Origin of the sequence: Stenotrophomonas bentonitica, assembly GCF_013185915.1 — a bacterium.
Lineage (GTDB): Bacteria > Pseudomonadota > Gammaproteobacteria > Xanthomonadales > Xanthomonadaceae > Stenotrophomonas > Stenotrophomonas bentonitica.
Window position 1 is genome coordinate 669,719 of sequence record NZ_JAAZUH010000001.1, and the last position, 25,165, is coordinate 694,883.

A 25,165-nucleotide genomic window follows, 5' to 3' on the forward strand; every position below is an offset into this window, starting at 1 on the left:
CTGTTGCAGCTGACCGCACTGTGGCATAGGGAAGGCTCGCCCCTCCCTTCAGCATCCCGACATGAGTTGGGCAGATGATCGCGACAAGACGCGAACAACCGCTTGTCGTAAGGAGCGCAGATCATACTCTTGACGCCCTCCCAATGCTGAAAGACGCAGGCCAGCCGAAGTGGTAATCTCAAACCAAAGCGCATACACACTGACCTCATCCATTAAAGGGATCGAATATGAGCGTTGTTGATTCGCGGTACGAAAAACTGTGTCCGCGAGTAAAGATTGTTCACGATGAGGTTGTTCTTGCCCAAGCATGGAAGAAGACGCACACCTTTGTTCGGCGCTACAACTGGTACGCCGACGTACTGGAACTTGATGTATCCGGAGTCTGCTTACCAGAGAGCCTAGCCGCTTGGTCCGCAGATATCGCGAATGGAAACTATGTGACTACTCCAGCATGGCTGGTCCCGGCGCCGAAGAATGGCTTGTGGTTCTTCTCTTCTGACTTGGATGGGGGGTGGCAGCCGCGACGCGTCGAAGGGGAGCAACGTCCGGTGCTGCGACCGCTTGCTCATATCGGAGTGCGGGAACAATCAATAGCCACCGCCGTCATGCTTTGCCTGGCTGACTGCGTTGAATCAGCACAAGGCGACACGTCTCTCGCTGCGGACAGAGCAGCAAAGATGGGCGTTTTTAGCTACGGCAACAGGCTCTTTTGCAATTGGTCGAAGGATCACACCATTGCCTCATTCGCATGGGGAAACTCGAACACCTACAGCAGATACTTTCAGGACTACCAACGGTACATCGAACGGCCATTAGCAATCGCAAAGAACATCGACGTCGACAAAGATGGAAAAGTCTTCATCGTCAGTCTAGACCTAAGCGCATTCTTCGACAACATACACATCGCTCTACTTGTAGAAAAGCTAAAGATTGCGTACCAAGACTTTTTCGACAACTCCGAAGATGACTTGCAACCTGCGGACAACGGGTTTTGGGAAGTAGCACTACGCGCCCTGAGCTTCAAGTGGCGCGATGAGGACCTCTCCCTGAGTCATTTGTTTCGAGATGGGACGCTTCCACTGGGGCTTCCACAAGGATTGGTCGCGAGCGGCTTTTTTGCGAATGCGTACCTGCTCGATTTTGACCGTGACGTCGGCTCATTTATAGATCGGACTCCAAGAGGAAAGACCTTCCGAATTCACGACTACTGCCGTTACGTCGATGATCTTAAGTTGGTCATCTCAGTCAAGTCCGACGAGGCAACACCTCATGATCTCGCCGAATTGGGTGACGAGATCACTGCCTGGGTTCAGCGTCTCCTGAAAAAGCACACCACTGCATCTGGGACCGAAGGCACGTATCTCCGGCTCAATGCAAAGAAGACTCAGCTCGAAGCACTCGTCGACATTGGAACCGAGTCCGGCACTGCGGCACGCATGAAAACCCTTCAACAGCAACTTAGTGGTCCTTTTGACCTCGACTCTCTCCGTCATGCTGAAGCCGGGCTCAACGGATTGCTGTCACTAGCAGAACTTGGGCTCATAGAAGACACGAAGCCCTCACGAGGCAATCTTCGCCTGGCGACGGTGTCAGCACTGAAGCAGGAGGTAAGGGATGACACGCTCACGCGCTTCTCCGCATACCGACTTGTGCGTTCGCTACGAGAACGCAGACGAATTACAGACCTGACCGAATCCGTTGATGGTGAGAGTGCAATTGAGGCGCTACGGCATGACTATCAGGCTGCTGCACGACGATTGGTATCTGCATGGGCGCTAAATCCTTCCCTTGTTCAGGTACTCCGATATGCACTGGACCTATGGCCCAGCGTCGAACTGCTTGGGCCGGTCGAGGAGGCGTTGCTGAGCAAGTTGAACGACACTGGCCCAGACTCCGAATTCGGCCGAAGAGTCGCCTATTACGTCCTCGCGGACCTGTTCAAAGCGGGTGCAACTGAGACAGGCAGGGAGGCCATGCAAGACCATAGCTTTGAGGTTTCTGACGTTGAAGCCTACCGGGTTGCACTCGCGAACCTCGCAGCACGAATGCTTGACGAGCGGGAGGCGCCTTGGTACGTCCAACAGCAGGCGAGTCTCCTTCTGGCCTCAGTTGGGCAAGTCGCGAGAAGTCCAAAGAGCGCAACTGAGCTTCGATTCCATAGAGCGCTTCATCTATTCGCTCGAGCAAAGTCACCCGCTCTCGACCTGTCCTCCGAGGAAGAGGTAGTGGTGTCGCTCGTTGGTCACCAGCTTCTTAATGATGACGCGCATTATGCACGCTGGTTCACTCGCTTTGGCAATTCGAGGAATAGGAAACAGGTTGCAAAGGCATGGAAGATTGTGGCTGAGGCATCTCCAGCCCTGTTTAACAGTCTCTTTAGTTCCACACGAAACGGCATGAAACAACTGATTTCCTGGGCACCGAGGCATCTCGCCCGATTTGCAGAAATGCGATGGTCATCCGGAAACGCTCCGCTTCCGACGGGAAGGTGGCTGCCGCTCTTGACGGTTATTACCCACCCGAGTCAGTTGTTCAGCCAAGAGAATTCACTGCTAAAGCTTGCGGAAGCATTAAGTAGGTCGAAAGCAGTACGGGCGTTCGACTCTGAACTCCTCACGCCATTGAATGTGGAGGTAAGGTCGAATGACTGGGGGCAGTTAAGCAATCCAAGCTTTGCGACGCTCGACGCACGGGCAGTCGTTTCACTCCAAAGAACGGACGGGGCGTATGACACCCCCCCGTGGTGCCGACGCGAAGATGCCTGGATGTATGCGTACGGACGTCTATTGCGGGCTGCCGCCACGGGAGAGCCCGACTTCACTGCACGTCACTGGCTCGCAAGTGAAGACACAGGATGGTATAGCGGCCTGAAGAGTACATGGCACAAGCGTCGCTTGGGAATGCTTCATTCCGCAGAGGGCCTAAGGGGTACTGCGGCAGCAATCACGCCTTGGTTCTCGGACTTGCTAATGCACATGCTGAGGTGGCCAGGTTTGTCTGAACGCAAGAACCTAGAGGCTTCAGGGATCACTACCCGCAGAGATTTCGCGGACGCTATCAAGAAGCGCCTTGACTTTCAGAAGGAGCTCTATGGGGTCAGCAGTCGAGTACCTGTATATCGCTATCCCGTCGAATGGCGTTTGGACCATGATCGTGGGCTTCGAGTTGCTATGGTCCAGGGACTTATGCCGCTCCATAACCATTTCAACGGTGGCCTGGCAGGGCTCGACGATCCAGGCTACCGGGAAAGGCACCGAAACCACACTGCGGCACTGCTCCATCTCACTAATAAGCATCTCGCTGCACGCGAGTACGTTCTGGGAACGTCAGAGAAGCCCCATATCGATGTCGTCGTGTTTCCTGAGCTCAGCATTCACGTCTGCGACCAAGATCTCATGAGGTCCTTCTCAGACGCGACTGGCGCGATACTCTTCTACGGACTCTTAGGAGCGAAAGACCCCACGAGTAAAGAGCCAATCAATGCAGCCCGTTGGCTAGTCCCGCAGAGACATACGGGCCGCCGCTCCTGGGTCGAGGTTGATCAGGGGAAATTTAACCTCACGACAGATGAACATAGTCTGGGCATAAAGCCGTGGAGACCATACCAAGTCGTCATCGAACTCCTCGATTCAACCAAGACGACCGAGGAGTCCTTCCGGCTGACAGGCTCAATCTGCTTCGACGCTACGGACCTTTCCTTAGCCTCAGACCTGAGAAATGAAAGTCACATGTTCGTGGTGTCGGCAATGAACAAGGACGTAAAGACCTTTGATGGCATGGTTGCCGCGCTGCGTTATCACATGTATCAGCACATCCTAATTGCAAACATCGGCGAGTTCGGCGGATCTACCGCTCAAGCACCATACGACAAAGAGTATCTCAGGCTCATCTCTCACACGCATGGCGGCAACCAACTAGCTGTATCGGTTTTCGATGTACGTTTGGAGGATTTCGGTCCCGCACTTGAGGCTGCGCTACCGGCAGTGAGTAAGTGGAAGGAGGTAAAGGAGCGCATCGGTAAAGCGCCGCCCGCCGGACTGGATCGAGCTTGAGCGGCCGCCCTGGCCCACGACACGCCGCGAGTTGCGGGCGCCGCTCAGCCGGCACTAGCGCCAGGGACCACCGCCGGGCGACGCCGGTCGCTCCTGAATTTGAGTGTGGACCGCGGGCCGGTGGCGCCGACGGCGCTGCGTCCGCACTGCCACCTTCAGTAGGCCGCTCGCCGGCGTCGTGTTTGCAGTGAACGAGGCGAGCGCCCCCTTCGAGCATCACTTCTCTGGAACGTCGCCCACTGCGACAGTCATCGGTCTCGTGTCGCGTGGACGCCCTGGTAGCCGCCCCCCCCACCCCGGGGGGATGAGCTAATGGTGGTGAAGATGCGCACCAAGCTAGCGCCTTATATCGCCGGCATCCTCACACGATGCCAGTGCTGGTCATACAACTGCGACTGCGGCAAGCCCCTCCGGTAGATCATCGGAAACGTCACCGGCCGCGCGCCCGAGGAGAGTGGGCAGCGCATGCCGCGTGGGGATTCGACTAGCTGGCCAACATCATCAACCGCCTCAAGGACCGCTAACGTCAATTCCGCATCCAGTGGCACATGTTTCTGCGGGTGTTAGCACACGATCCTCTCCCTCCGGGCAAGAGAATTCTGGCCGACGGGTGGGACAGCGACGGCGCGGTTACGTGCCTAACCTGCGCAGCGAGCGGGTCGGCAACTCGGACAAGCCCTCGATGTTCGTAAGGGTGTCGGTAACGCTGCAGGCCAAGAACAACCGGTCGCCCGTGAACGTGCTGCCGTCCTCGCAAGCCGCTCAAAGGAGCGACCGTGCTCCAGCACCTTGACGTGGGCTGCCCCGCCCTCGAGCTAGGTCAGCGCTGGGTACGCCATCGGTTCCCCGTTCCCCACGAGCCTCGTCCGGAAGCAGCCCTTACCGGGCGATGAAACCGTGCACCGCAGCGGGTCGCCACATCGAATGGACCATCACCCACGTAATGACCAAGCTCCGTGGTCTTGGTCTTACAGTCCGTAACTATCTGTTTTTACTGTATGTTTATCTTACTTGAGTTGTTTCGCAAACACATACAACAGTCCTTTAACAAACTTGGACGAATTTATCGCTTGCATTCGCAGCTGCCGTGTGGAAGAATCGCATCAATCCGCAAAATGACAGGCAAGGGAGGAGTAGAGATGAGCGACAAAGGCGTTAAACCGCCATACCCGACCTATAAGACCTTCGTTGGCCTTATAGATGAGCTTCGAAGTCATGAAGTGATGCCCGAAGCAATTGACCGCAGCTTCCTTAGTAAACGATCTGGCACTGAGCAATCCGCCCTGATCGCAGCTATGAAGTGGTTCAAACTTATTAGCGAGTCCGGCGCCCCGACGAAACTCCTGCGCGACTTCATCCGCGCAGAAGCCGATGACGCTCAGGCCATGTTTAGGTCGATGGTTTTGGAGTCATATGGCTCAATTACCGATGGAAGCTTTGCCTTAGGCAGTGCTACGACGAGCATGCTCGCTGACAAGTTCCGTGAGTACGAGATTAGCGGTTCGACGCTTACCAAGGGCATTAGCTTCTTCCTTTCGGCCGCAAAGGATGCCGGGATCAAGGTTAGCCCTCACGCCAAAGCGCCGCCGACGTCAGGCAATGGAAGTGCCAAGCGAAAGGCCAAGTCGCCTCCCGCACTGCTGGCTCCAGCAGTCACTCATTCCGAGCCGACCGGACATGGAAGCAAGCCGAAGCCTCCGCGGGAAGCAATGGTTGCCATCCCCATCCCGATCTTTGGGGGGCAGGATGGCGTTATTTATCTGCCGGACCACATGACTGCAAAGCAGTGGGAGAAGGTAATCAAGATGACCGAGTTCATCTTGCAGAACTATCGAGACACAATGGCCGAAGAAGCGGCAGTGTCGGAGTCAGAGGTGACGCCATGAGGAGAGTAGGTGGCCGCTCGCAATTTCCGCCGACGCGGGTGGCCGAAAAAAACAACGCCCCAACTTAAGTCCCCGTCTTCCAAACAGGCTTAAGTTGAGGCGCCAGGCGGGCAACGGCAAGGCAGTGAGGGCATCCCTCTGCCGGTACCGAGCCCCTCGCAGGCAAAGAGTATAACTCTTTGAGCCCCGGTATTCCATATTGCCCTCCTCTCGTCGAATTGAGGAGGACTTATGTCCATTTCCAAGACGGTGCATGTGTGCGCTTACACCCGGTTCCGCAAGGGCCGCCTGGAGTACGTCGTATCACATTGGCGCAGCCTCCCAGGCTAAGCGCAGCATCTGGGGAGCGCCGCTCGCGGCGCCTCCCTTCTTGGGGCATGTAAATTTTTGGTCGAGTTCACAACTTTAAGGAGGAAGCAATGGGCTACAACGATCATGTGCAAGACGATGGCTTCAGTGATTTCCTCGAAGAGGTCTTGGGGGGCGGGGCTCTTGAAGGCGCCGCTGAGGGAATCACACGCCAAGTAGTTGAGAGAGGACAAGAATCGCTTAGCGACAAACAAGCATTCGTGTTCAAGCGAGACGTCTTGGACGTCTACGTAGTGGATGGATGCAAACGATGCGAAGCTCCAGTCCCATGGTCCGAGATGTACGCTGCCAGCGACAACGGGGGCTACTGCAACTACTGTTGGCACATGCTCGAAAAAATGAGAGATGAGTAGCCTGACAGCCTAGCCAGCATTGTAGCTAGCTCTGAGAGTTCTCGCCTCAAACGCCGTCTCTGGTCACCAGGATGAGATGGTGGTGGTAAAGCTGGAACACTTTCTGGGCAAGCGTCCTTTCGCTGACGCCCAACCAATAAGGGTATGGCGGAGAGAGTGGGATCGGATCACCTCCGATCTAAGCAACTCAAACCGTTGCAGAAAGCCTGCTCGGCAGGTTTCCTTTCAATGTTTCCCCGATCATAGCGGCTGTTCACCGCCCCGATCCACCCTCCCGCGGCCGCCAGCCCGAATTCAGCAGTCCGACCGCCCCCGGTCGCAATCCCGCGGCAAGGCCGACCTGCCACGAAAAGACCAGCCCGCTTGACCTTGGGCTCTGGAAGCTGGCCACCGCGTCCGGCACCCGGTGCGGGCGGCCGGCGCCAGAGGGTTTTCCTGGGCCCGTCGAGTGACCGCCCCTTAAGACCGATAGGCAAAATGCCGGTAGGCCTTGGGAGCCTGTCCTCGTGACCACTCGGCGAAGACGGCGGCTCTCCATTCCTTCCCGGCGCCGGGCTTCCCCTTCGCCAAGCCCAGAGGTTTCGCTGATGGAGTCCCCCATCTTCATGGCCCGGTCGCCCGCTCCCCCTCTTGCCAGGAGATGCCAACGGGAGCAGAGTCGCTTTATCCAGGGGGAGAAAGGGCAATGGAAAGCTCGGAACTTGCGGTCGACCGCACGCTTTACTCTGACGAGGAGGTCGTCCGCGCGGCCCACCGGCTGTCGGGAATGTGCCACGTGGAACTTATTACCCGAAGCGAAGCGCTCGTGGTCGTTGTCCGCGCGCCCGAAGGCCAAACTTTGCGGAGGGACCTCAAGAGCCGGTTTTATAGCGACCTCGTCGACGAAAAGCTTCGATCTCTGGTCCGCGTAGAAACCCAAGGCCTGCATCAGGAGCTGGTTCGAGCCGCCCTGGCGCAAGCAATGCCGCGTTCGGTGGCCGGGTCGTGAAGTTCAGGCCTCCCGACGGTTTCTCCAGTGGTTCCGGCTACCAGCTGCTTCCCCTGCGGTTTCGTCGCTTGCCTTGGGCCGGCGACCGGGTGTTCGTATCGTCGATGGCGGGAGACTGGCTCATCATGCCAGCGGAAGAGTTCCACGCATTTGTTTCACACGAACTGCCAATCGACTCTCCCTACTTGGCCGATCTGCAAGCGCGTCACCTGGCTGTCGTAGACGTCAGCAAAAGTTCGCTCGCCCCATTGCTGAGCCAATACCGTAGTCGCAAGTCGTATCTGATCGGCGGGCCAGCGCTTCACATCTTTGTGGTCTCCCTTCGCTGCCATCACACCTGCGGCTACTGCCAGGTTTCGAGGCAAGGGGTCAACGCTCAGGCATTTGACTTGGCGGACTCCCCAGCAGAGTTGGCTGTGGACAGGCTGTTCGAGTGGCCCAGCCCCGAGCTGACTATCGAGTTCCAAGGTGGCGAGCCGCTGCTGAATTTCGAGCAGGTCATGCACATCACGCGCTTGATCGTCACGAGGAATCGGCAGGAAGGCCGGTCCCTGCGATTCGTTCTGGCTTCTACCCTCCACGATCTGACGGACGCGCAGCTCGACTTCCTAGCCGAACACCGCTTCAAGCTGTCCACGTCGCTTGACGGTCCAGAGTGGCTACACAACGCCAACCGCCCTCGCCCAGGGCGCGACAGCTATCGACGGACCGTCGAAGGGATCGAGCGCGGTCGCAAGCGCCTTGGCGATGACGCAGTCTCTGCACTGACGACTTTGACCAAGCTGAGCCTTTCTGTCCCTGGAGAGATCATTGACGAATACCGCCAGCTCGGCCTCCATTCCATCTCGCTTAGGCCTTTAAGCCCCTACGGCTTCGCTACCAAGACGGCTCGCCGAACGGGCTATTCGACCGCAGACTACTTGGCCTTCTATAAGACTGCGTTTGAACATTTAATGGCGGTCAACCACGCCGGCTACGCCATGGACGAGTCCTACGCCTCTTTGCTGCTGTCCCAACTATTTACCTCGTTTGGCCATGGCTACGTCGACCTGCGCTCGCCGTCCGGTGCCGGGTTGGGCGCCGTCATCTACGACTACGATGGTCGCGTCTACCCATCCGACGAGGCACGGATGCTCGCGGCGATGGGCGATACGACTTGGGCCTTGGGCGATGTGAGCCAGCCCGTCAGCGCCTGGCTCGAGTCCCCGGCCTTGGCATCTCTGCTCCATGCCGGCGTGGCTGAAGCCCTGCCCACATGCTCTGATTGCGCCTACGTCCCACTGTGCGGCGCTGACCCGGTCGAGCACTACGCCAGGCAAAAGAACACCGTTGGGCACCGGCCCACGAGTGATTTCTGTCAGAGAAACATGGGCCTGTTCGATTTTCTCCTAGAGCGCTTCGAGAAGGGGACCGCCAGGGACCAACGCCTCATGCAACGGTGGGCAATGCGCCACTCCACTGCCGAGGAGGCTGCCCATGCTGCCGCTTGAAAGCAAAGCGGTGATCTCCAGACCGCTCGGTGCCCAGCTGCTGAAGGTCGTTGGGCTTTCAGACTTCCCATCGGCCACCTTGCCCTTTGAGCGGATGGCCCTGGACCTGCGCGATACACCGGCCGGACTGATTGGCAGCCAACTGCTGGACCTGCCCTGGGGCGGGATCGTCCAATCCCCCGAAGCCCCGCGTCTCGGCGAGCGCCCTTACCTAACAATTCTCGGCGACCAACGGGTGGCCAAGTCGGGGGACGTTATCGAAGTGGATGGACTTCGACAGCGCGTCGCCAGCCGCTACCGGCGTGGGGACAACGGGAACGTCCTCTTTGCGACGGAGCGCTGCAACAGCTATTGCGTCATGTGCTCGCAACCGCCCAGGCAGGTCCAGGACGATTGGCGGGTCAGCCAACTCCTAGACCTCATCGATCTGATCGATTCGGATGAGCCATCCTTGGCCATCAGTGGCGGTGAGCCGACCTTGCTTGGGGACGGGCTCGTGGACGTTGTGGAGCGCTGCGCGTCAGTTCTCCCCGCAACCCACGTCCACATCCTATCGAACGGCCGCCTGCTGGATGGCTCAGCGCTGCACAGCCGCTTTGAAGGAATCCATCCCAACCTGAGCTGGGGCATCCCCCTTTACGGCGACCATTACGGGCTTCACGACTACGTGGTCCAAAGCGAAGGGGCTTTCGCTGAGACACTCAGAGGCCTCTATGCCCTTGAGGCGGCGAAGCAGCGCGTCGAGATCCGGGTTGTGCTGGTGCGGCCCACCTTCGAGCGACTGCCGCAGATCGCACGATTCATTCAGCGCAACCTGCCGTTTGTTGAGCACGTGGCATTGATGGGGATTGAGCCCATCGGCTTTGCCAAAGCCCACCAGGCCGATATTTGGGCCGATCCGGCCGATTTCGGTGATCAGCTCGCAGCAGCCATCAATTTGTTTGACCTTAGTGGGATTGGGGTCTCGCTCTACAACCTCCCCCTCTGCGTCATTGACCGCTCTCTGTGGCCCTATGCCGCGCAGAGCATCTCCACTTGGAAGAACGATTACTTGCCCGCCTGCACCAGCTGCTCAATGAAGCCCAAGTGCGGCGGATTCTTCTCTTGGGTAACGCCAGCGTGGACCAGCCGGGCGGTCGCCCCCATCAAGGAAACCGAGACATGTCCAGCGCATTGATGATCGTCGGCGCGACGTTGGGGGCGATCGGGGCGGAGCCAAACCAGAAGCCTCAGGATTTATCGGCGTTGTCGGAAATGGATAGCAAATACGCGACGGTGCTGAGTTCTTCCCTGAACTCCGGCCGGCACAACCTTTACGCCGGGCACCGGAGCCACAGCTCCCATCGCTCGCATAGCTCCCATCGCTCTCATTCGTCCGGCTCGGGCAGCTCTTATCGCTCCTATTCCCCGCCTGCCACCTACACGCCCCCTGCCCCTGTGCGTCAGGCCGCGCCGGCTCCAGCCCCGGCCCGGGCCCCGGCCCCGGCTCCCATCCGAACACCTACAACTCCCTACCCCCGCCCGTCCCTCACTGCGCCTGCAGCATCCAAGCCGGCCGTCAACACGTATCGGTCCTCGGACAGTGGCTTGAACCACCTGCAAAATGAGCATCCCGCGGTTGAGCCATCGCTTGAGTCCAGCACGGTGCCTGCCCCCGACGACGCGGCTTCAACTGCAGCGCCCCCGTTCAACGACAATTTCTGGCGAGCACGGACGGTGCAGCCCCAGCGCCAGGATGCTGACGAGCTCCGAATGCTTATCATGCGTGTCCAGGCCGCGCTTTACTCCAAAGGCCTCGATCCCGGTGCCATTGATGGCGTCCTTTCGCAAAAAACCCAGACGGCCTTGCGCACCTTCCAGAGGCGCTACGGACTTCAGGTCACCGGCACCATGACTACCCCGACCCTCGACGCACTTGGTGTTCGTCTTTAGAAAGCGTATGGAGTATCTGCGCAGGAGGGCTAGGCCCGCCGGTTCCGGCGGGTGGAGACAGCGCGTGTTGAAGCGGGCGCGTGTTGAAGCGTTGGGATTGGTGTGGTGTATGCCAGTCCTAGGCGTTGCAAGGCAACTTCAATATTTGTGAACCAGCGCAGATTCCCTCCCTTGCGGATTTCGGCATCGCTGCTTCGATGTGAGGACCTTCCACACATGGACCTTCAATGCCCGCCAACACAGAACTTCGAATCGCCAGTCGCCTCCTTCCCGCTCTGATGGCGCAGAGCGGGACGCGCGACATCGCTGACCGGGAAGCCGATATTCAACACGCGCTCGATGCTGCAGCCCTGCTGATGCGTCGCTTCGCTGCCTCTCCCGCTGGGCAGGTGCAACACGCTTACGTCCCCGGTAGCGGGAGCCGCCCCACCCCACGCGCTGCGGCGGTGGACCGAGCCCAGGTCCCACCGACGTTTCCCTCTCAAGAAGAATGGCGTAAATCTCGCGGCCTACCTCCCGCCCCAACTCCTCAGGCCGCTCGGCAGCCCTTCCCTGGACTGTCTCCCCGCTAAAAGACAAAGCCCCGCCTAAGCGGGGCTCTTTCTTTCAGTGCAAGCTTTCAGTGCACGGCTGGGGGCTTTGGTTTCGCGGTCGGCGGCGCCTGCTGCTCATCGATGCGAGTCACTTCCTGCTGCTGAGGCAGGAGTTCGCCCGGTGGGGCCAGGCCCTCTAGCTCGGAGGCACGGCGGAGAACGTCGGCATCCACCTCCGCCAGTGCCCCGTCGGATCCACGTAGCTTGGCTTTTTCAAGCTCTTTGGTCCGTTGCTCCAAGACGGACAGGCGTCGTTCCCGGCGTCGTATCCACTCCGGGCGCGAGTAGCACGCAGAGCCGAGTGGGTAATCGGAGTTGAATCGCTCCCACTCCTGCTGGGCAATGTGATGCAACCGCTCCGCCCTCCCCAAGGCCAGCATGCGCATGGATCGACCAATGACGGCGTTTCTCAGGGCTCGAACCTGAAGCACAGCTTTTGTTACCCATTGGCGGATGGCCACGGTTTCCCCTGCATCAGCCAGTGCGTCCCGAGCCCACTCCAAGCCGGCTCGGATCCGGTGCATGGAGAGATCCGCCCTGGCGCGAGCGATGTCCTGAAGATCCCGCAATGCCTGCGCAATGCGCTCGGCAAGACTGATCGGCTCCTCTGCTTCAGTGCCCTCATGGTGCCGGCCGATGACTTGGGCCAGACGAATCCCGGAGACGCCCCGGATTTCCAGGCCCGGCGCCAAGTGGGGCACCGACGCCCGGGAGCCCCACTCCCGACCGAGCGTCTGGCTGGCCAGCGGCCTCCCATCTCGCCCTGCCTGAAGGGAGAGCATATCCAGCTGCTCTTGGTTGCTCGCTTCGATGGTCTCGTTTTCGAGAGCAAGGCGGCTCTCCTGCCCTTTGCGTGCCAGCGCTGTGGCCGACTTGCCCAGGTGCTTGGTGGGTTCCCTGGAGAGGGCGGCGGCTTGGAGCTCATCCCCTCGGTCGGCGGCGGATCGGGCTTGTTCGGCCAGGCTCCGATGGTCGATGGTCACGGCGAGGCCCGCAGCCTCTAGGTGAGCGTTCGTGGTCTCAGCGATCATTTCCCGGACCCACTGGACCTGAGACTTCCCCGAGGCCCCGCCATCCAGCTCCCGCGTTTTCTCGCCAAAGCCCTCAGGCCCAATGCGCCTCGTGCTGGCAAGGACGTGGACGTGGTGGTTGAGCCCGTCCGGAGTGCCGGGAGAGTGGATGCTCGCCTGGACGGCGAATTGGTATCGGTCGACCAACGCTTCAGCGATGGCGAACGCGAGGTGCGCCCGCTGCTCGTCGGAGAGCTCATGCGGTAGCGAGAGCTCGAACTCACGCGCCACCGTCGAGTCCTTGCGACGCTCGGCGGCCTCCGCAACAGCCCAGAGCTCGCCGGGCACCAGCGCCCAGTCTGGCGCATCAGGGGGCGCAAGGCAGAACGTCTCGACGACGCCGCTCCTGCGGCGGTAGTCGTGCTGCTGCCCGGTGATAAGGTCGGCAAGCAACAGCCCGCCCCTGTAGGCGGCTGCGGCGACGGCCGATTGGCCCTTGGCTCGGCTAAAGGTCTTGACTGCGGTGTGGTAGATGGCCATGAAAACTCCTAGGAAATAGGAGTCTTTATGGACCAGCTTATGCTTTTGGCAAGCCTCGCAGAGGCTTGGGGTTCCAGGGGCGCAGCCCTTGGCGCACGCATCCGTCAGGATGCCTAAGTGCGCTCTTGCTTTGCTCATTGTTCTCTAAAGATCAGTTTCTCGGCCCTTCCAGCACCCGGAACCAATCCCGAATCGCAAGCTTCAACCTGTCCACCTCGTCTTCAGCCAGCACACCACAATGTGCAATGGTGCCACGAAGCATATTTAGGCCGGAGAGCGCGCGGGTGACAGCAGACTGGTTGCTCAACATCCCAGCAAAGTCACTCCAGTTGTCACGAATGATCTCGCCAAGCTGACCAAAAGTGGTGTAGTCGATATTGTCATCAGATCGGCTTGACACACCAGCATTAGCCTCTCGCGTCTGATTCTTTCTAGCCTCTTCTGCCACGCCTTGGGGGACGTGCGTGCTCCACCACTCTGGACCGTGCGCTGACTCCATCGTATCAACGATTAAACGCCTAATGTCGTTCTCGAGCAGATAGAACAGCTCATAATACCTAGACATCTTTGCCGCGTTTCTTCTATTGCTGGCATCGAACTGCCTGATAAATGGCTCGAGCCTCTCATCAGAGTCGAGCGGAGCAAGGTCGGGATCCAAAGCAATGTTGTCGGCATTCAACCCCGATTGAATAACGGCGCATTTGAGCACAAAGAGCTCTATGGTGTGGTCACTCATGTAAGCAGATTGGCCTTAAGGCTTCGGAAGATGGCGTTATAGACCTCAACGTTTGTCGTTTCCGGCAGGACAACGTTGATGTTGTAGGCAAGTTGCATCGTCCGCACCACTCCCTCAGAAGACGCCAGCGGTGCGCTGGCCTCTCGATCCACCGGTGCAGGTTCGACCTCCGCTACGTCCGTGTCTCGCACACCTTTAGCGTAGTCCTGAAAGACCTTGAACGTGCTGATGATAGAGCGGACTACTGGATCCTTTTTTGGCAGTCCTGTCACCGATACCACGATGTCTGTCAGGGCAGACTCATCTGCCTTGTGAGCAAACTGGTTCCTCCTGAATACTTCGGCGAAACCGTTCTTGAGGATCTGAACCGCAGCGGCGGACCGCCCAGAATCTGTTTGGAACTGAGAATAAAGTTCAGTTGGAGCGCCTGATTGACTGAGCAAACCGGCGGATTTTAGTATTGGTGGAATCTGGCGAGCGGCACCACCCGAGGAGCCAAGGACTGTCGATATGAAATCTGGGTTGAAGACATGTGGCTTCTCCGAGTGTGGAATTTTCTCGAGCACACTCTTCAACACTCCCGGGCTGGTGGTGTATGGAAGCCCGCCAGGAATCTTTCTACGCGCCGCCTTGTCTTGGCCTGTCTTGTCTTGGCCTGTCTTGCCTTGGACCGCACTCTCTGCACCCAAATCAGCCATCTGTATCGCTCCTTGATAGGTTCATCAGCTTAGCAAGGTCTGCCGCAGCGGATGAGCCCTCCGCATCCAGCCGCAGCCTCAATCAGTGACGCAGAGCATATGAACGGGCTATAAAACAAAAGTCGGCAAGACTTCGTTTATCTGTTGTTCATCTTAAAACGATCGACAGTTAGGCTACTTCAGTTAAGCAGTTCAGGTCGTCACCTATGCAGGCGTGTATGGGTCTCACCACGCGATCATCGCCGTTCCACAGCGTCCACAGGGCAAGCCATCGGTGATCGCCATCGGGAAAGTTGGCAAGGTCAATGTTTCGGTCTTGGTGATAGACCTGAATACAACTGACCTGACCGGGGGGCTTGGTAGGGCGACTGAACAGCTGATGGAGCGTGTCGCTCCGCACCTACGCACCGGAACATAGCAAAAACACAAACAGATCCTAGGCTACTAATGCCCAATGGGCGGCGTAAAACGCGGCAGTATCGCAGCTAAGGATTCCCCCGGCTGCGCAACCACACCTTGACACCCGGAGCGCACCGCCCGCCGTGCTCGCCCACATGACGCATGTGATCTAGTCAGATAAGAGCTTCGTAGTCTTGCGCACTCAGCCCGAGGAAAGCGCACACGCTCTGACGGTCAAGAATCCTGGACAGCCTTCGCACCCGAGCCCTAACCATGTAGCGCGACGGATCAGCCGGGCAAATCAAAAACCCCGCAAGTAAGTGAGCAATATTGCGCGCATGGAGCTCTTCATGGACTCGCCAGATATCATCCCTCCGCCCTTGAGGAACGTTCACCCCCAATGCGTAGTCAATCACCAAGTCCAGCTCGGCGCGCCGCACTGCGCGTTGCTCGGCCTTGCTAGGGATTGGCGCAAGCCCTTCGTGAATCGCTGCGGCGCGTTCATCGTATTCAGCCTGGGTCAAACGCCGCCCGTATTCAGGCCTAGCTCCTGCCGGGCCCTCTTGGTTTAGAACCTGGCGCATATACGCTCTCTACAATTTCGGGGTCTGAGATAACCATGCGACGCTCTTGAGAAATGTCAAGCAGAGTTTCGTAGTCCTGAGGCGGCAAAATTTGAGCTAGGCGGTCCTGAAAATGCAGCGTTAGGCCATCAAACTTCTTAACAAAATCTTGCCACCCGCGGGGGCCAATTTCACCAAATTCAATCTCTATCACCTCCCTGGATCTCTCAAATTCTTCACGGGCAACCATCATTTCATGGTACTGAATCGTGCTAAACGCTTGGCCTCTAGCTACAGCGCGATATCTGACGAATAGCTTGAAATTTCTAATGTTGAAATTAGCCGCTGTCTCGACTAGATTTTTACCCAGCTGCTGATCCGGAGCCCGGTGACTGCCATCCGCATCAGAATTTTCAATCAGCAGTTCCGGATACAGTTCACGGTAAAGATCGATGCTCTTAACAATGAAGGCGTGCTCTGGCGGGGCATTGGGGGGAGCCGCAGTTCCTTGGTAAATGCACGCATCTAGATCACCTGACGTCGAACCATGCAAATGCAAAGGTGCCAAGAAGAGACCGAGACCCGCTGAGGGGCGCCCAAACAGCCCGAATATCGAAACCGATAGCAGGTGACCACGAGCATTGCTAGCAGTGATGCGTGCTGGCAGGAGAATTCTGTTCGCAGACTGGTGGCATACGCCATTTATGAGGTAGTGAGTTATGCCTGCTCGGCCCTTGTCACCGGCTATGGCGTCTGCACGCGTGGTGCTGCCCGTCCCAGAACGAACTACAGTTCCACCGCTATTACCTCCCCAACATCCCCACGCATACGCCCCGTCTCCACAAGACACATATGCATGATCAGCAGCCTTGAGAGCAATGGAGGTTGGATAACAACAAACGTTTAGGACACCCATCGAGTCTTCCTTGATTACGGCCGGCGGGACAACGAATATCGCCAGCTTAGCCGAATTGAGCTGAGCTGGGCGTTGGATCAGTGGGCAAGAGGGCGGTGAACCAATGGAACCGATCGAGCGGCTTCGCCGCCTGGTGGCTAGGCGGTCTCCGAAGTGCCGTCTAGGCTTAGTCTTCCGCCCTTGTTTTCCGGCACACTTTAAAGTCCTTGACCAGCCACCCGTAGGCGTCGGATAGAGCGTCCGGCAGGAACTCCATGTCAGCGCAGGCGATCTCGACTTCGGACGGAAGCGTCACCGATGCCCCATCCACGTCCCAAACGATGTCGTATACCCGAAAGATGGTCACTTGCTCTCCATAGCCGTAACGTCCCAGAGCTTAGCTCAATGGGCTCGCGTAGGGGGCTACAGCTCGGGAGGAAGCCAACACCATGCGATGCTGGCCTCCCTAGGACTTACTTCTTACCCTTCTTGCCTTTGTCGGGGGCCTGGCTGAGGGCAGAGCCCGCCGCCGTCTTCGACTTGCTGCCAGTTCGACCGTCACGCAAAACATCACTTGAGGCCTTCGCTGCTTTCGGGCCCGTCTGCTCGTTCTTCGCCATGCCGTCTCTCCTCACCACCATGTGGTGGCATGCCGAGCATATGAAAAACCCACATACAAACTAACCACAAATATTGTTCGTTTAGCTGGCATTCATTTTTCGAAGAGCAATTAGTTAGTTTATATTGGTTAAACAGTACGGTAATGACTCCGAGAAGCTCGCCCCGCCGTCCTCTCAAGCCACTGTTTTCATTCCCTTTTTCCCCGGGCGAACGGCGGAATAATCGGCCCACACTGGTGCCCAAAAGGGGCTTCCCCACCGAGGCCTGAGGCGTTGCAAAAAGTGTCGAAATCCGATTGACGATTTTGCAGCCTGTCGTATCCCTACTTCCATCTTTCAGATGGAAGCAACGCAGTGACCAACCCCACTCAGCACTACCTCAAATCTTACTTGTCGGACTCCACCGGCACGCTCACGCTCACCAATGTTCGTATCGGCCGGGTCCGCATCGGCGAGATGATTGTCAGCGGCCGTGAGGCCGCCATCCACGCCCAGGAAATCATCAACGATGCCTGCGAACGCGCCCGGCGGGCACGCCTGGGCAAGAACGCGACCCGCTATCCAGAACCGCTGCCCATTGCCGCTCCCGCTCGCCTGCTGTCGGTGGAGATCAGCGATTACTTGGCCGACCGCGAACGCATGGGCTTGGTGCGCGACACCATCGAAGCCACCACCCGCACCCTTAAGCTGCTTCAGATGGCCTCCGGCGACATCCCCGTCTCTCGTATTGATCACACCCATATCTATCGTCTGTGGGAACTGATGCGCTGGACGCCGCCGCTGTTCTTCTCCAATCCCGTTTATCGCGGCTGGACCTTCGAGCAAGCCGTGACAGAAGGCAAACGACTGCACGTCAACCCACCGGCGCGCGCAACCGTTGAGAAGCACCGTCGCTTTCTGGTCACGTTCTTTGGGCGTCTGGAAGACGCCAAAGCGATTGCGGGCTCCCCAATGAAGTTCTTTGCCGAGGTGAAGAAGGACTTGGTGGTTGACCCGGACAAGGCCGAACGGTTGTTCGATGAGGCGGACCTTCAGCGCATCTTCGCGCCCCAGACGTTCATCCCCTGGGCAATGAAAGCGCCTCACCGTTGGTGGGTTCCAATGATCGGCTTGTATACGGGCGCACGCATAAACGAAGTGGCTCAGCTCAAGTTGGCCGACGTAGTTCAGGAGAGCGGCGTGTGGTGCATCCGCATCCAGAAGACGGTTGATGCCGACCTTAGCCACAAAGACAGGAATCGGAGCCGCCAAAGCCTAAAAGGCAAGGCCGCCATTCGGACGCTTCCCATCCCGCCGCCGCTGCTTGATGCAGGCTTTTTGGCCTTCGTGGAGGACATCCAAGCATGCGGGCACCACAGGCTCTTCCCACATCTATCCGCCGGCGTTCGGCGAGACACAGGGGAGCCAAACGCACGATACAGCCAAGGCATCTTGAGCCAGTTCAGCGCCTACATGAAAGGCCTAGGCTTCGGCAAGGGAGTCGGCTTCCACGCCTTCCGCCATACCATTGCCACAGAACTCCACCACAAGGGAGTGGCTGATGAAGACATTGCCCTGGTGACCGGGCATTCCATCAGCAAGAAGGTGCCGGTGCTGCATGAAGCGTATTTCCACAAGAAGCCGGCGCTGGCACGAACGAAGCAGATCGCCGTGCTTGACCAGTATCGCCCGGATGTCGAGCTTCCAACCTACAAGACAGGGCAGTTCAAGGCGCAGCTGGCTGACCCGAAGAAGTTCTACCCCTGACCGCTCAACCTGCTTGAGTCCCGTGCCCGGCCAGCCACCAGCAAGTGGGCGTTAGAAGTTGATAATGGGCCTCTCACTGGACGAGGCCCCGACGTGACCTACGACAAACTTGCCAAGATCGCTTCTTCGTTTGGACTGCGTGATTCAATCATCCATATCTGGGCATACAGCCTCCACATCGGCTACGGACTCAACCTGCCAATGGAGTATGCCCACTCCCGGCCAGGGATGCCGGATCAGATAAGGTCCTACGTCCATGAGTTCTGCTTGGACCTCTACCTCAGAGAGGTGCTTCAACATGCTGGGGCATCGAGGGGTAGCTTCCTACCACCGGTGACCCCGCCCGAGTGTCAACGTGGCCAGGTCAAGACGCAGCTCGGCAAGTATGCGAAGTTCTACCCGTAAGAGCTCGGCCGACTAGGACCTGCTTGGCCTGAGTTCACGGCGGGGGCGTTCACTCCGCCCCACCTCGGCGCACTGTCGTCACAGGCCCATGCGACATACCTAACCTCCCCCACAGACTCGACGTCCAGCGCAAATAGGCTAGACAGGTGGAATCGCTGCGCCAACCAACCGTGCCCTTGACAAAGTCGCGTTGCCTCATAGAAAGGGACTCAAACTCTTCGGACCATATACCGTGAACCAAGCACGAGCTAGGAGGCACCTGATTCAATACGGCATTTGCCTGTCCCGGCAGGAGGGTCCAACAGCGGAGCGGTGGTTAACCACGCCCTGCAATAAGCCAGGCGGCCGACGTTGTTTCGCGACGATCCAAGCGGCAGTGGGACACTGGGACGAACAAGCACGTTGGCTCGCCTTTGATACTGCGCTTGCCAAGGCCACTTTGGCGCAGGAAAGGGGCGGAGAAGCTACCGACCTCGTCGTGGCCGACGACGAACTGGAGAGAAAAGCGAGCGCCGCGGCGCCCGCAATACTCGTCTCGTTCCCGAGTAACTGGAAGGAGGTAGTCAAAGCGTGGGTCAACCGAGAGGGATCCATTGCCGGAATTGATATCTCGCAGGTATTGACGCATGCTCGCACCGAAGAAGAGGCCTCATGTCGGCCTCGGGAAATGGATGCAGATCATGTCTACGGAGTGGCCGAGTAGCGAGGTTATCTTAAGGGTTGAGCAGCTGATCCATGCTTGCATTGGACCGCTGGACCAGTATGTCCAACCTACCCCTCTCGCCGGGGCACTTCAGATTGCGACGTTCCAAATTATGAAGGCACACTTAGCTCACCCACAGCAGGAGGAAGAACTGACTTCCATGCTTTTAGGAGCGTATGTCAGCGCGGCGACCTGGGTCCTTGAAGTCCTTGAGTCACGCGAGAGTGCCGGGCTGACGTGGGGCCATCACAACAAGCACGGCAAAAGTGGTCAAAGTGAGGGGACCACAGGTGCGGATTTCTCTCTGCTAATCAAATTCGGCGATGAGTTTGCTAGGGCTGCTGTGTTTCAGGCGAAGTGTAGCGACAGCAACGACAGAGTTTTCGTTCATCGCGTAGCACCATATCGCGCGGCAACCCCCAAGACCTCCGCAAGGCTGCCTGAGCCTCAGATGCTTAGACTGGTCAGTCATGGGCTCAAAATCTCTGCGTCAACCGAGGAGAGCAAACTGGATTGGCTGCACTACTGCGCCTACGGACCTACCTCTTTCTTTTGCACGCCTTTAACTCAGGCAACTCAGACTCTCGTCGACTACAGGCAGACAAAGGTTAGTGCTGATGTGGCTCTTCTGCAGTTCCTGGCGGACAACTTGAAAGACCCTTCACTCGATGAAAAGTTGAAGAAGGAGGGTGGCCGCCTCTACAAGGACCATCGAGGCGAGGTAATGAAAAGGGACGAGCACACCCGTGAGCTTCTCCATCTGCTGGCAGCTGGTTCTTCTTTCAAGCCTGACGGAGATGTGACTGGGTGGCTTTCGCTAAGAACTGCCTCCGCGATCGAAGGCTTCGTAGAAACCTTTTCGAGTGATGTCAAGATAGTTGAGCTCAATGGACGCTCAGCCCCCGCTCCCACCGCAGAAGCCGCTATGATCAATCAGCTCAACGATGCCTTGAAAAGCTATAAGTCACCCGTTTCGTCCGTTCGCCCTGCGTCGCCTGGGTTTCGCCCCGGCAGATAGGCCGATGACGGTCACAATCGTCACTTAGCCGGAGGGCGCCCAGCGAGGCCCATTTCTTCAGTGGGGGAATCCCTCGACCCGCCGCGATCTAGACACTGGGAAACTTTACCGAACGCTTCCCTGGACCGCCCCATCTTCCGTCGCCTGTCGATCCCTGCGGCTCAAACCAGCTGACGTGCTGCAAGTCAGGTTGGACGCTAATGCGAAGGGGAAGCCAACGTCAGTTCATCTGCTGCCTGCCGTCATCCACGCTGGCTTAGCCGACGTTGCTCATCAGGATGAGAGCCTCGACGTCCCCCAGCTCCAACAGCAGCTCGGCCGCACGACGGGCTGCATTGAGGTGGTTGCCCACTTCAATCTCCACACTTTCGCTCCAGCTTTCACTCATCCTACTCGGGTGCAAATCAGAAGCTGCGCATCGATAAACCTCTGTCGTCAGTAGGGCGAAGGAAATACCCACCCTCACGATTGCCATCCGAGTGAAATACTCGAATTCGCCAGCAACGTTTGCCTCGACCCACTTCCAGTCGACCTCACCCCCAGCTTCGGCCTGGATTCTCGCCGGCAAGGTCACGTCGGCCTCCCAGAATACATGGTGAGCCGGTGAGGGCTCGGTTGCCTGCGCGACGTAATTTTTCGACCATGAGGCTAAGTCCATCAACTGGGAAGAGGTCAAATGACCGTCGATCTCAGCCAATGCCTCCTCTCGGTCCACCCGGTGAACCGATAGGCCGGCTTTGGCTCCCAACACCAGTGCGGGCACCAAGTCAGGCAACAGATCGATAAACTCGCATACGGGGTTTGGCATAGGACACGCGTTAAGTAACCACACTGGTTATGCCACGCATTTGCGCCCTGTCAACCAGACCGACCTTCGCCTTGATGAGGGGCGTGAGCAGGACCGCGAGGCGTTGCGCATTGTGAGGCGACGACGCCTAGCGGTAGGACGTTGCTATCGCTGCTATTCTCTTCGCCGGGCGCGACTCCTGGCCGACCCGACTTGACCGCCAGGTCAGTCCGCTTGTCGTATGAACATGGCATCCCTGTCGACCCCCGCCGACCGTTCCACGGGGATCTGACCCCCACCGGTGCCTTGGCTTCAATCGCGCGGCTTTTGATCGCCAGGTAGGCCGGTGCTTCCCCCAAGGCCTAGCGCTTATTCGACGCATGAGCCCCATGGCACACCTTCGCAGATCGCCGCCAGTGTGCGGCGTCTACACACGTTACTGGTTGCTTGGTAGGATCGACCAAACACATCGGCGGAGGTCCCATGTATCCAGAGCTATGGCTTGGAATCAGCCTATCCAGCGCCCGACTTTCGGTAGCCATCGGTCCGGAGCTGACGAGCTCCATCCTCTGCAGCGGTCAGCTGGCCGAAGGCTATAAATTGGAAAGCACCAACGACAAAGACCTTTCGCCTGTCTCGTGGAGCATCACTCTCTCCCGTAGCGAAGGAACCACCGCAACCTCTGCTTCTTTCGGCAAAGCATTTCACGTGCCCGACCCTGATCGGTCGGGGGATGACGACTTCATTGCTGCCGAAGTCTCGGTGCCCAGCACGCAGTTTGATCGCATTCTTCAGCTGTTGACCCTGGGTGTCGGGGCCTACCAACTGGGGCTGTGCTTAACCGGACTGACCTACCGTGCAAGCCCTCTGGATACCACTCGCGTTTGGAGGCTGCCTGATACGCTCTCCATCAGCGAAGCGACAATGGAAACGGACCTTATGAGCGAGGCAGTTCACAGTGCCAGGAAAGATTGACGCTTCGAAGGCAATGTTGAGGCGCTAGTGGATGCCATGCGCGTGAAGGTCGGACACTGAGCTACAAGCCAGCCGGGCGGACCGCCGCCACCGTCCTGCGCGCTGATCCAAGGAAAATTGCGCGTCAGACATCCGGGTGGGCCGTAGATCCGTTGACGTTGAGGTCAATCCACTCAACACATCGGGGACTGCCCCACCCGGCGCCTCTCAATTGGTAAGATCCCGCATCTCCATCTGTCCTGACCTCAATGCACCCGGATCTGTGGCTGGCGATCAAAGTATCCAACTCAAGCCTGTCCGTGTCCCTTGGACCCGAACATTCCAACGTTCTTCACTGCTCCGGCCAGCTGTCGGAGAAGTATGGCTTGGTAGGAGATGCTGGCAGAGACTGTCGCGTCTGCCTTGGACCATCTCTATCTTCCGCGGGACTGCGACTGCCGCCGGCGGGGCTTCAGTCGGCGTAGCCTACCCGGTCGTAGACCCAGACAGGCCTGGCGAGAACGATTTCCTCGCGGCCGAGGCGACCGTCACCGATACGCAGTTTGACCGCCTCCTGCAACTGCTCTCTGTTGCAGTAAGCGCCCCGGAGATCCACTTGGCCATCAGCGGCCTCACCTATGGAAGCGGACTGGAGAATGCGACTCGTGTCTGGACTCTTCCCGATACGCTGCCCATCTCTACAGCGAGGATGACCGCGGATGTCTCTGGACGGCCCTATTTGGCAAATGTCCCCGCGTAGGCCTGGGCGATAGCTATGTGACCGAGGCGCTGGGTCTGGACGACCTGCTCTGGTTGATACGGATTTGGCTCCCGACCTGCCAAGGCGGCTCACCAGCGTCAGTCTGCCGGAACGACGAATGGATACGCCAGATAACGTAAGTTCGGTAGTCCTGCATTGCCCGCACATCACAAGCTAGGCACCCTCTTCCTCATCCTCATCCTCATCAGATGTCTCCTCCTCCAATCCATAGATCCATACTTTTTTGTCGGCATCGACTATGCGCAGTCCTCGCCACCCCAGGCTGACCTCGACTTCCTTCATCGCAGCCAGTGCCTTTTCAAAGGTTGTAAATTCACCCTCTGGCACGGGCTCCCAGTTATTCCGATAGGCGGCTTCTATCGTGAATGAAGCGTCGTTCTCCATAGCAATCTCTGTATTGCGCACGCGAATGCGAGCTGTCAGAGAGCAAGATAAGTTGCCAGGAAGAAACCGCAACATGGATCATTGAAATAGCCCCGCCAAAAGCTATTTCTGCGCGGCGTTTAGCAAATTTTTCGAATTTTCGGCCCATTGCACAGTTTTTCGCTCTTCACCTTCGCAACGGCTGGACGCAGGGGGGCGCGTCAAGCGCCTCGGCGATCTCAGGCCCGTCCACAAACACGGTGCGCGCGCTCCGACCCTCCACAGTCAAGTTGACCGTGCGACCAACAGCGCGCGTTCGGTGCACCGTCCCTGCAGGAATAGTGACGCACTGCCACGGCCCGAGTGCGAACCCAGCCCCGGAGCTGATATCAATTTGGAGCTCGCCCTCGAAGACCAAGAAGACTTCATCGCTGTCTGGGTGTAGATGCCACCTATACTCCCCGTGGAAAACTGCCATCCGAATGCAGCTTTCGTTGAACTCCAGCAAGACCTGGTTGCGGTATGAGCCGGTGACCTCGCGTTGCAGGGAGTGGACATCCAAGACCTGCAGCGCACCATGACGTGGTCGCTCGGCAGCATACTGTTCAGGAGAGGGGAAGTCTGTGTTCATGAGGGCCAGTGGTGGAACCAAAGCGTGGCAAAAATGCCACGGGTGAGTATTCCGACTTCTACGGCGCTCTCTATGCGTATGCAGATGATACGTTGAGCGGAAGCGTCCGGCCTCCCGGATACGCAGGTGGCAGCCCCCGCTGCACTTCTGCGACCCACTTAAGCGCCTCGCGATGGTAATCGGCTCCATTGGCCCACTCCCATCCACTTAAGCTGCAGTGTATCGACCGCATGGCCCGCGCCATGCTCCAATAGCTGCTAGGTCACCTGCAATATCCGGGTTCCCTCCGCTTGGAGACACCCCTGAAGGGTGGCGTCTCCCCCGTCGTTGATAGCAATTTGCTCGCGGGCGCGTGAATGTTGTGAAAAGAAATCTCGTTCAAACCTTGCAGTCCTCCCTGGGAGCTGGGCGCCAGCAACGGGTTCTCACCGGTATGCCCTGGCAGAGGGGGCGGCTGTTCGGCACATACATTAGAACCGGACCGTCGAAACCATCGACGCAACCCAGTGCTCGCGACATTGGGCAGCAGCCTTGCTCAAGTGGGACTCACCCAAACACGCCTGGCGCACGGCCGACGGGATGTCTAGTGCGGGCCTGCCGTCTTTGTCCCAGCTCCGCGGCTGCACCCGCGGAGCTCTCTTTCGGTGCAGCCC

19 protein-coding genes are annotated in these 25,165 nt (G+C 58.3%); 11 read left to right on the forward strand and 8 right to left on the reverse strand.

The genetic code is table 11. The annotated features are described in order from the left end of the window. Positions 1-227: 227 nt before the first annotated feature. The 7 genes from HGB51_RS02995 to HGB51_RS03025 all read left to right on the forward strand — a co-directional run bounded on the left by HGB51_RS02995 (position 228) and on the right by HGB51_RS03025 (position 11,070). On the forward strand, positions 228-4,052 hold the full coding sequence (locus HGB51_RS02995) for an RNA-directed DNA polymerase (RefSeq protein ID WP_141738967.1): 3,825 nt from the start codon (positions 228-230) through the stop codon (positions 4,050-4,052). Positions 4,053-5,191: 1,139 nt separating this feature from the next. Further along, on the forward strand, positions 5,192-5,938 hold the full coding sequence (locus tag HGB51_RS03000; RefSeq protein WP_141738968.1) for a DUF5343 domain-containing protein: 747 nt from the start codon (positions 5,192-5,194) through the stop codon (positions 5,936-5,938). Positions 5,939-6,357: 419 nt separating this feature from the next. After that, positions 6,358-6,660 carry a hypothetical protein gene (locus tag HGB51_RS03005; RefSeq protein WP_070206298.1) on the forward strand — a complete coding sequence of 101 codons (303 nt, stop codon included), beginning with the start codon at positions 6,358-6,360 and terminating at the stop codon, positions 6,658-6,660. Positions 6,661-7,345: 685 nt separating this feature from the next. Then, positions 7,346-7,648, forward strand: coding sequence for a hypothetical protein (locus HGB51_RS03010; RefSeq protein ID WP_070206299.1), 303 nt, complete (start codon positions 7,346-7,348; stop codon positions 7,646-7,648). Beyond that, positions 7,645-9,138, forward strand: a complete 1,494-nt coding sequence (hxsB, locus tag HGB51_RS03015; RefSeq protein ID WP_256123578.1) for a His-Xaa-Ser system radical SAM maturase HxsB — start codon at positions 7,645-7,647, stop codon at positions 9,136-9,138. The genes HGB51_RS03010 and hxsB overlap by 4 nt, the downstream gene beginning before the upstream one ends. Then, the gene (gene hxsC, locus HGB51_RS03020; RefSeq protein WP_070206300.1) at positions 9,125-10,315 is read left to right on the forward strand and encodes a His-Xaa-Ser system radical SAM maturase HxsC; all 1,191 of its coding nucleotides are present in this window, start codon (positions 9,125-9,127) and stop codon (positions 10,313-10,315) included. Before hxsB ends, hxsC begins: the two co-directional genes overlap by 14 nt. A gap of 77 nt (positions 10,316-10,392) precedes the next feature. Next, the gene (locus tag HGB51_RS03025; protein ID WP_246233451.1) at positions 10,393-11,070 is read left to right on the forward strand and encodes a peptidoglycan-binding protein; all 678 of its coding nucleotides are present in this window, start codon (positions 10,393-10,395) and stop codon (positions 11,068-11,070) included. 619 nt (positions 11,071-11,689) lie between these two features. Here HGB51_RS03025 and HGB51_RS03030 read toward each other — a convergent pair. The 5 genes from HGB51_RS03030 to HGB51_RS03050 all read right to left on the reverse strand — a co-directional run bounded on the left by HGB51_RS03030 (position 11,690) and on the right by HGB51_RS03050 (position 17,124). Continuing rightward, positions 11,690-13,213, reverse strand: coding sequence for a MobA/MobL family protein (locus HGB51_RS03030; RefSeq protein WP_070206301.1), 1,524 nt, complete (start codon positions 13,211-13,213; stop codon positions 11,690-11,692). 151 nt (positions 13,214-13,364) lie between these two features. After that, a complete protein-coding gene (locus tag HGB51_RS03035) occupies positions 13,365-13,949 on the reverse strand; it encodes a Swt1 family HEPN domain-containing protein (protein ID WP_070206302.1) in 585 nt (194 codons plus the stop codon). Further along, positions 13,946-14,647, reverse strand: a complete 702-nt coding sequence (locus HGB51_RS03040; RefSeq protein WP_141738970.1) for a DUF5343 domain-containing protein — start codon at positions 14,645-14,647, stop codon at positions 13,946-13,948. Before HGB51_RS03040 ends, HGB51_RS03035 begins: the two co-directional genes overlap by 4 nt. A 942-nt stretch (positions 14,648-15,589) precedes the next feature. Continuing rightward, positions 15,590-16,177 (reverse strand): hypothetical protein, encoded by a 588-nt coding sequence (locus tag HGB51_RS03045; protein WP_141738971.1) that lies wholly within the window; start codon positions 16,175-16,177, stop codon positions 15,590-15,592. Between the two features lie 800 nt (positions 16,178-16,977). Beyond that, positions 16,978-17,124 (reverse strand): hypothetical protein, encoded by a 147-nt coding sequence (locus HGB51_RS03050; RefSeq protein ID WP_171966688.1) that lies wholly within the window; start codon positions 17,122-17,124, stop codon positions 16,978-16,980. A 354-nt stretch (positions 17,125-17,478) separates the two neighbouring features. On the opposite strand from HGB51_RS03050, the gene HGB51_RS03055 reads away from it, so the two are divergent. The 3 genes from HGB51_RS03055 (at position 17,479) to HGB51_RS03065 (ending at position 20,996) form a co-directional block, all read left to right on the forward strand. Beyond that, positions 17,479-18,870, forward strand: coding sequence for a site-specific integrase (locus tag HGB51_RS03055; protein WP_070206306.1), 1,392 nt, complete (start codon positions 17,479-17,481; stop codon positions 18,868-18,870). A gap of 93 nt (positions 18,871-18,963) precedes the next feature. Then, positions 18,964-19,275 carry a hypothetical protein gene (locus HGB51_RS03060; protein ID WP_070206307.1) on the forward strand — a complete coding sequence of 104 codons (312 nt, stop codon included), beginning with the start codon at positions 18,964-18,966 and terminating at the stop codon, positions 19,273-19,275. Positions 19,276-19,901: 626 nt separating this feature from the next. After that, a complete protein-coding gene (locus HGB51_RS03065) occupies positions 19,902-20,996 on the forward strand; it encodes a hypothetical protein (RefSeq protein ID WP_070206308.1) in 1,095 nt (364 codons plus the stop codon). A gap of 256 nt (positions 20,997-21,252) precedes the next feature. On the opposite strand, the gene HGB51_RS03070 is transcribed toward HGB51_RS03065, so the two are convergent. Next, complete coding sequence (locus tag HGB51_RS03070) at positions 21,253-21,693, reverse strand: hypothetical protein (protein ID WP_141738972.1); 441 nt, start codon at positions 21,691-21,693, stop codon at positions 21,253-21,255. Between the two features lie 573 nt (positions 21,694-22,266). On the opposite strand from HGB51_RS03070, the gene HGB51_RS03075 reads away from it, so the two are divergent. Next, complete coding sequence (locus tag HGB51_RS03075; RefSeq protein ID WP_070206310.1) at positions 22,267-22,758, forward strand: hypothetical protein; 492 nt, start codon at positions 22,267-22,269, stop codon at positions 22,756-22,758. A 913-nt stretch (positions 22,759-23,671) separates the two neighbouring features. Here the strand turns inward: HGB51_RS03075 and HGB51_RS03080 are convergent. Further along, positions 23,672-23,902, reverse strand: coding sequence for a hypothetical protein (locus HGB51_RS03080; protein WP_070206311.1), 231 nt, complete (start codon positions 23,900-23,902; stop codon positions 23,672-23,674). Positions 23,903-24,068: 166 nt separating this feature from the next. Continuing rightward, on the reverse strand, positions 24,069-24,701 hold the full coding sequence (locus tag HGB51_RS20440) for a cupin domain-containing protein (RefSeq protein ID WP_343034350.1): 633 nt from the start codon (positions 24,699-24,701) through the stop codon (positions 24,069-24,071). Positions 24,702-25,165: the final 464 nt, after the last annotated feature.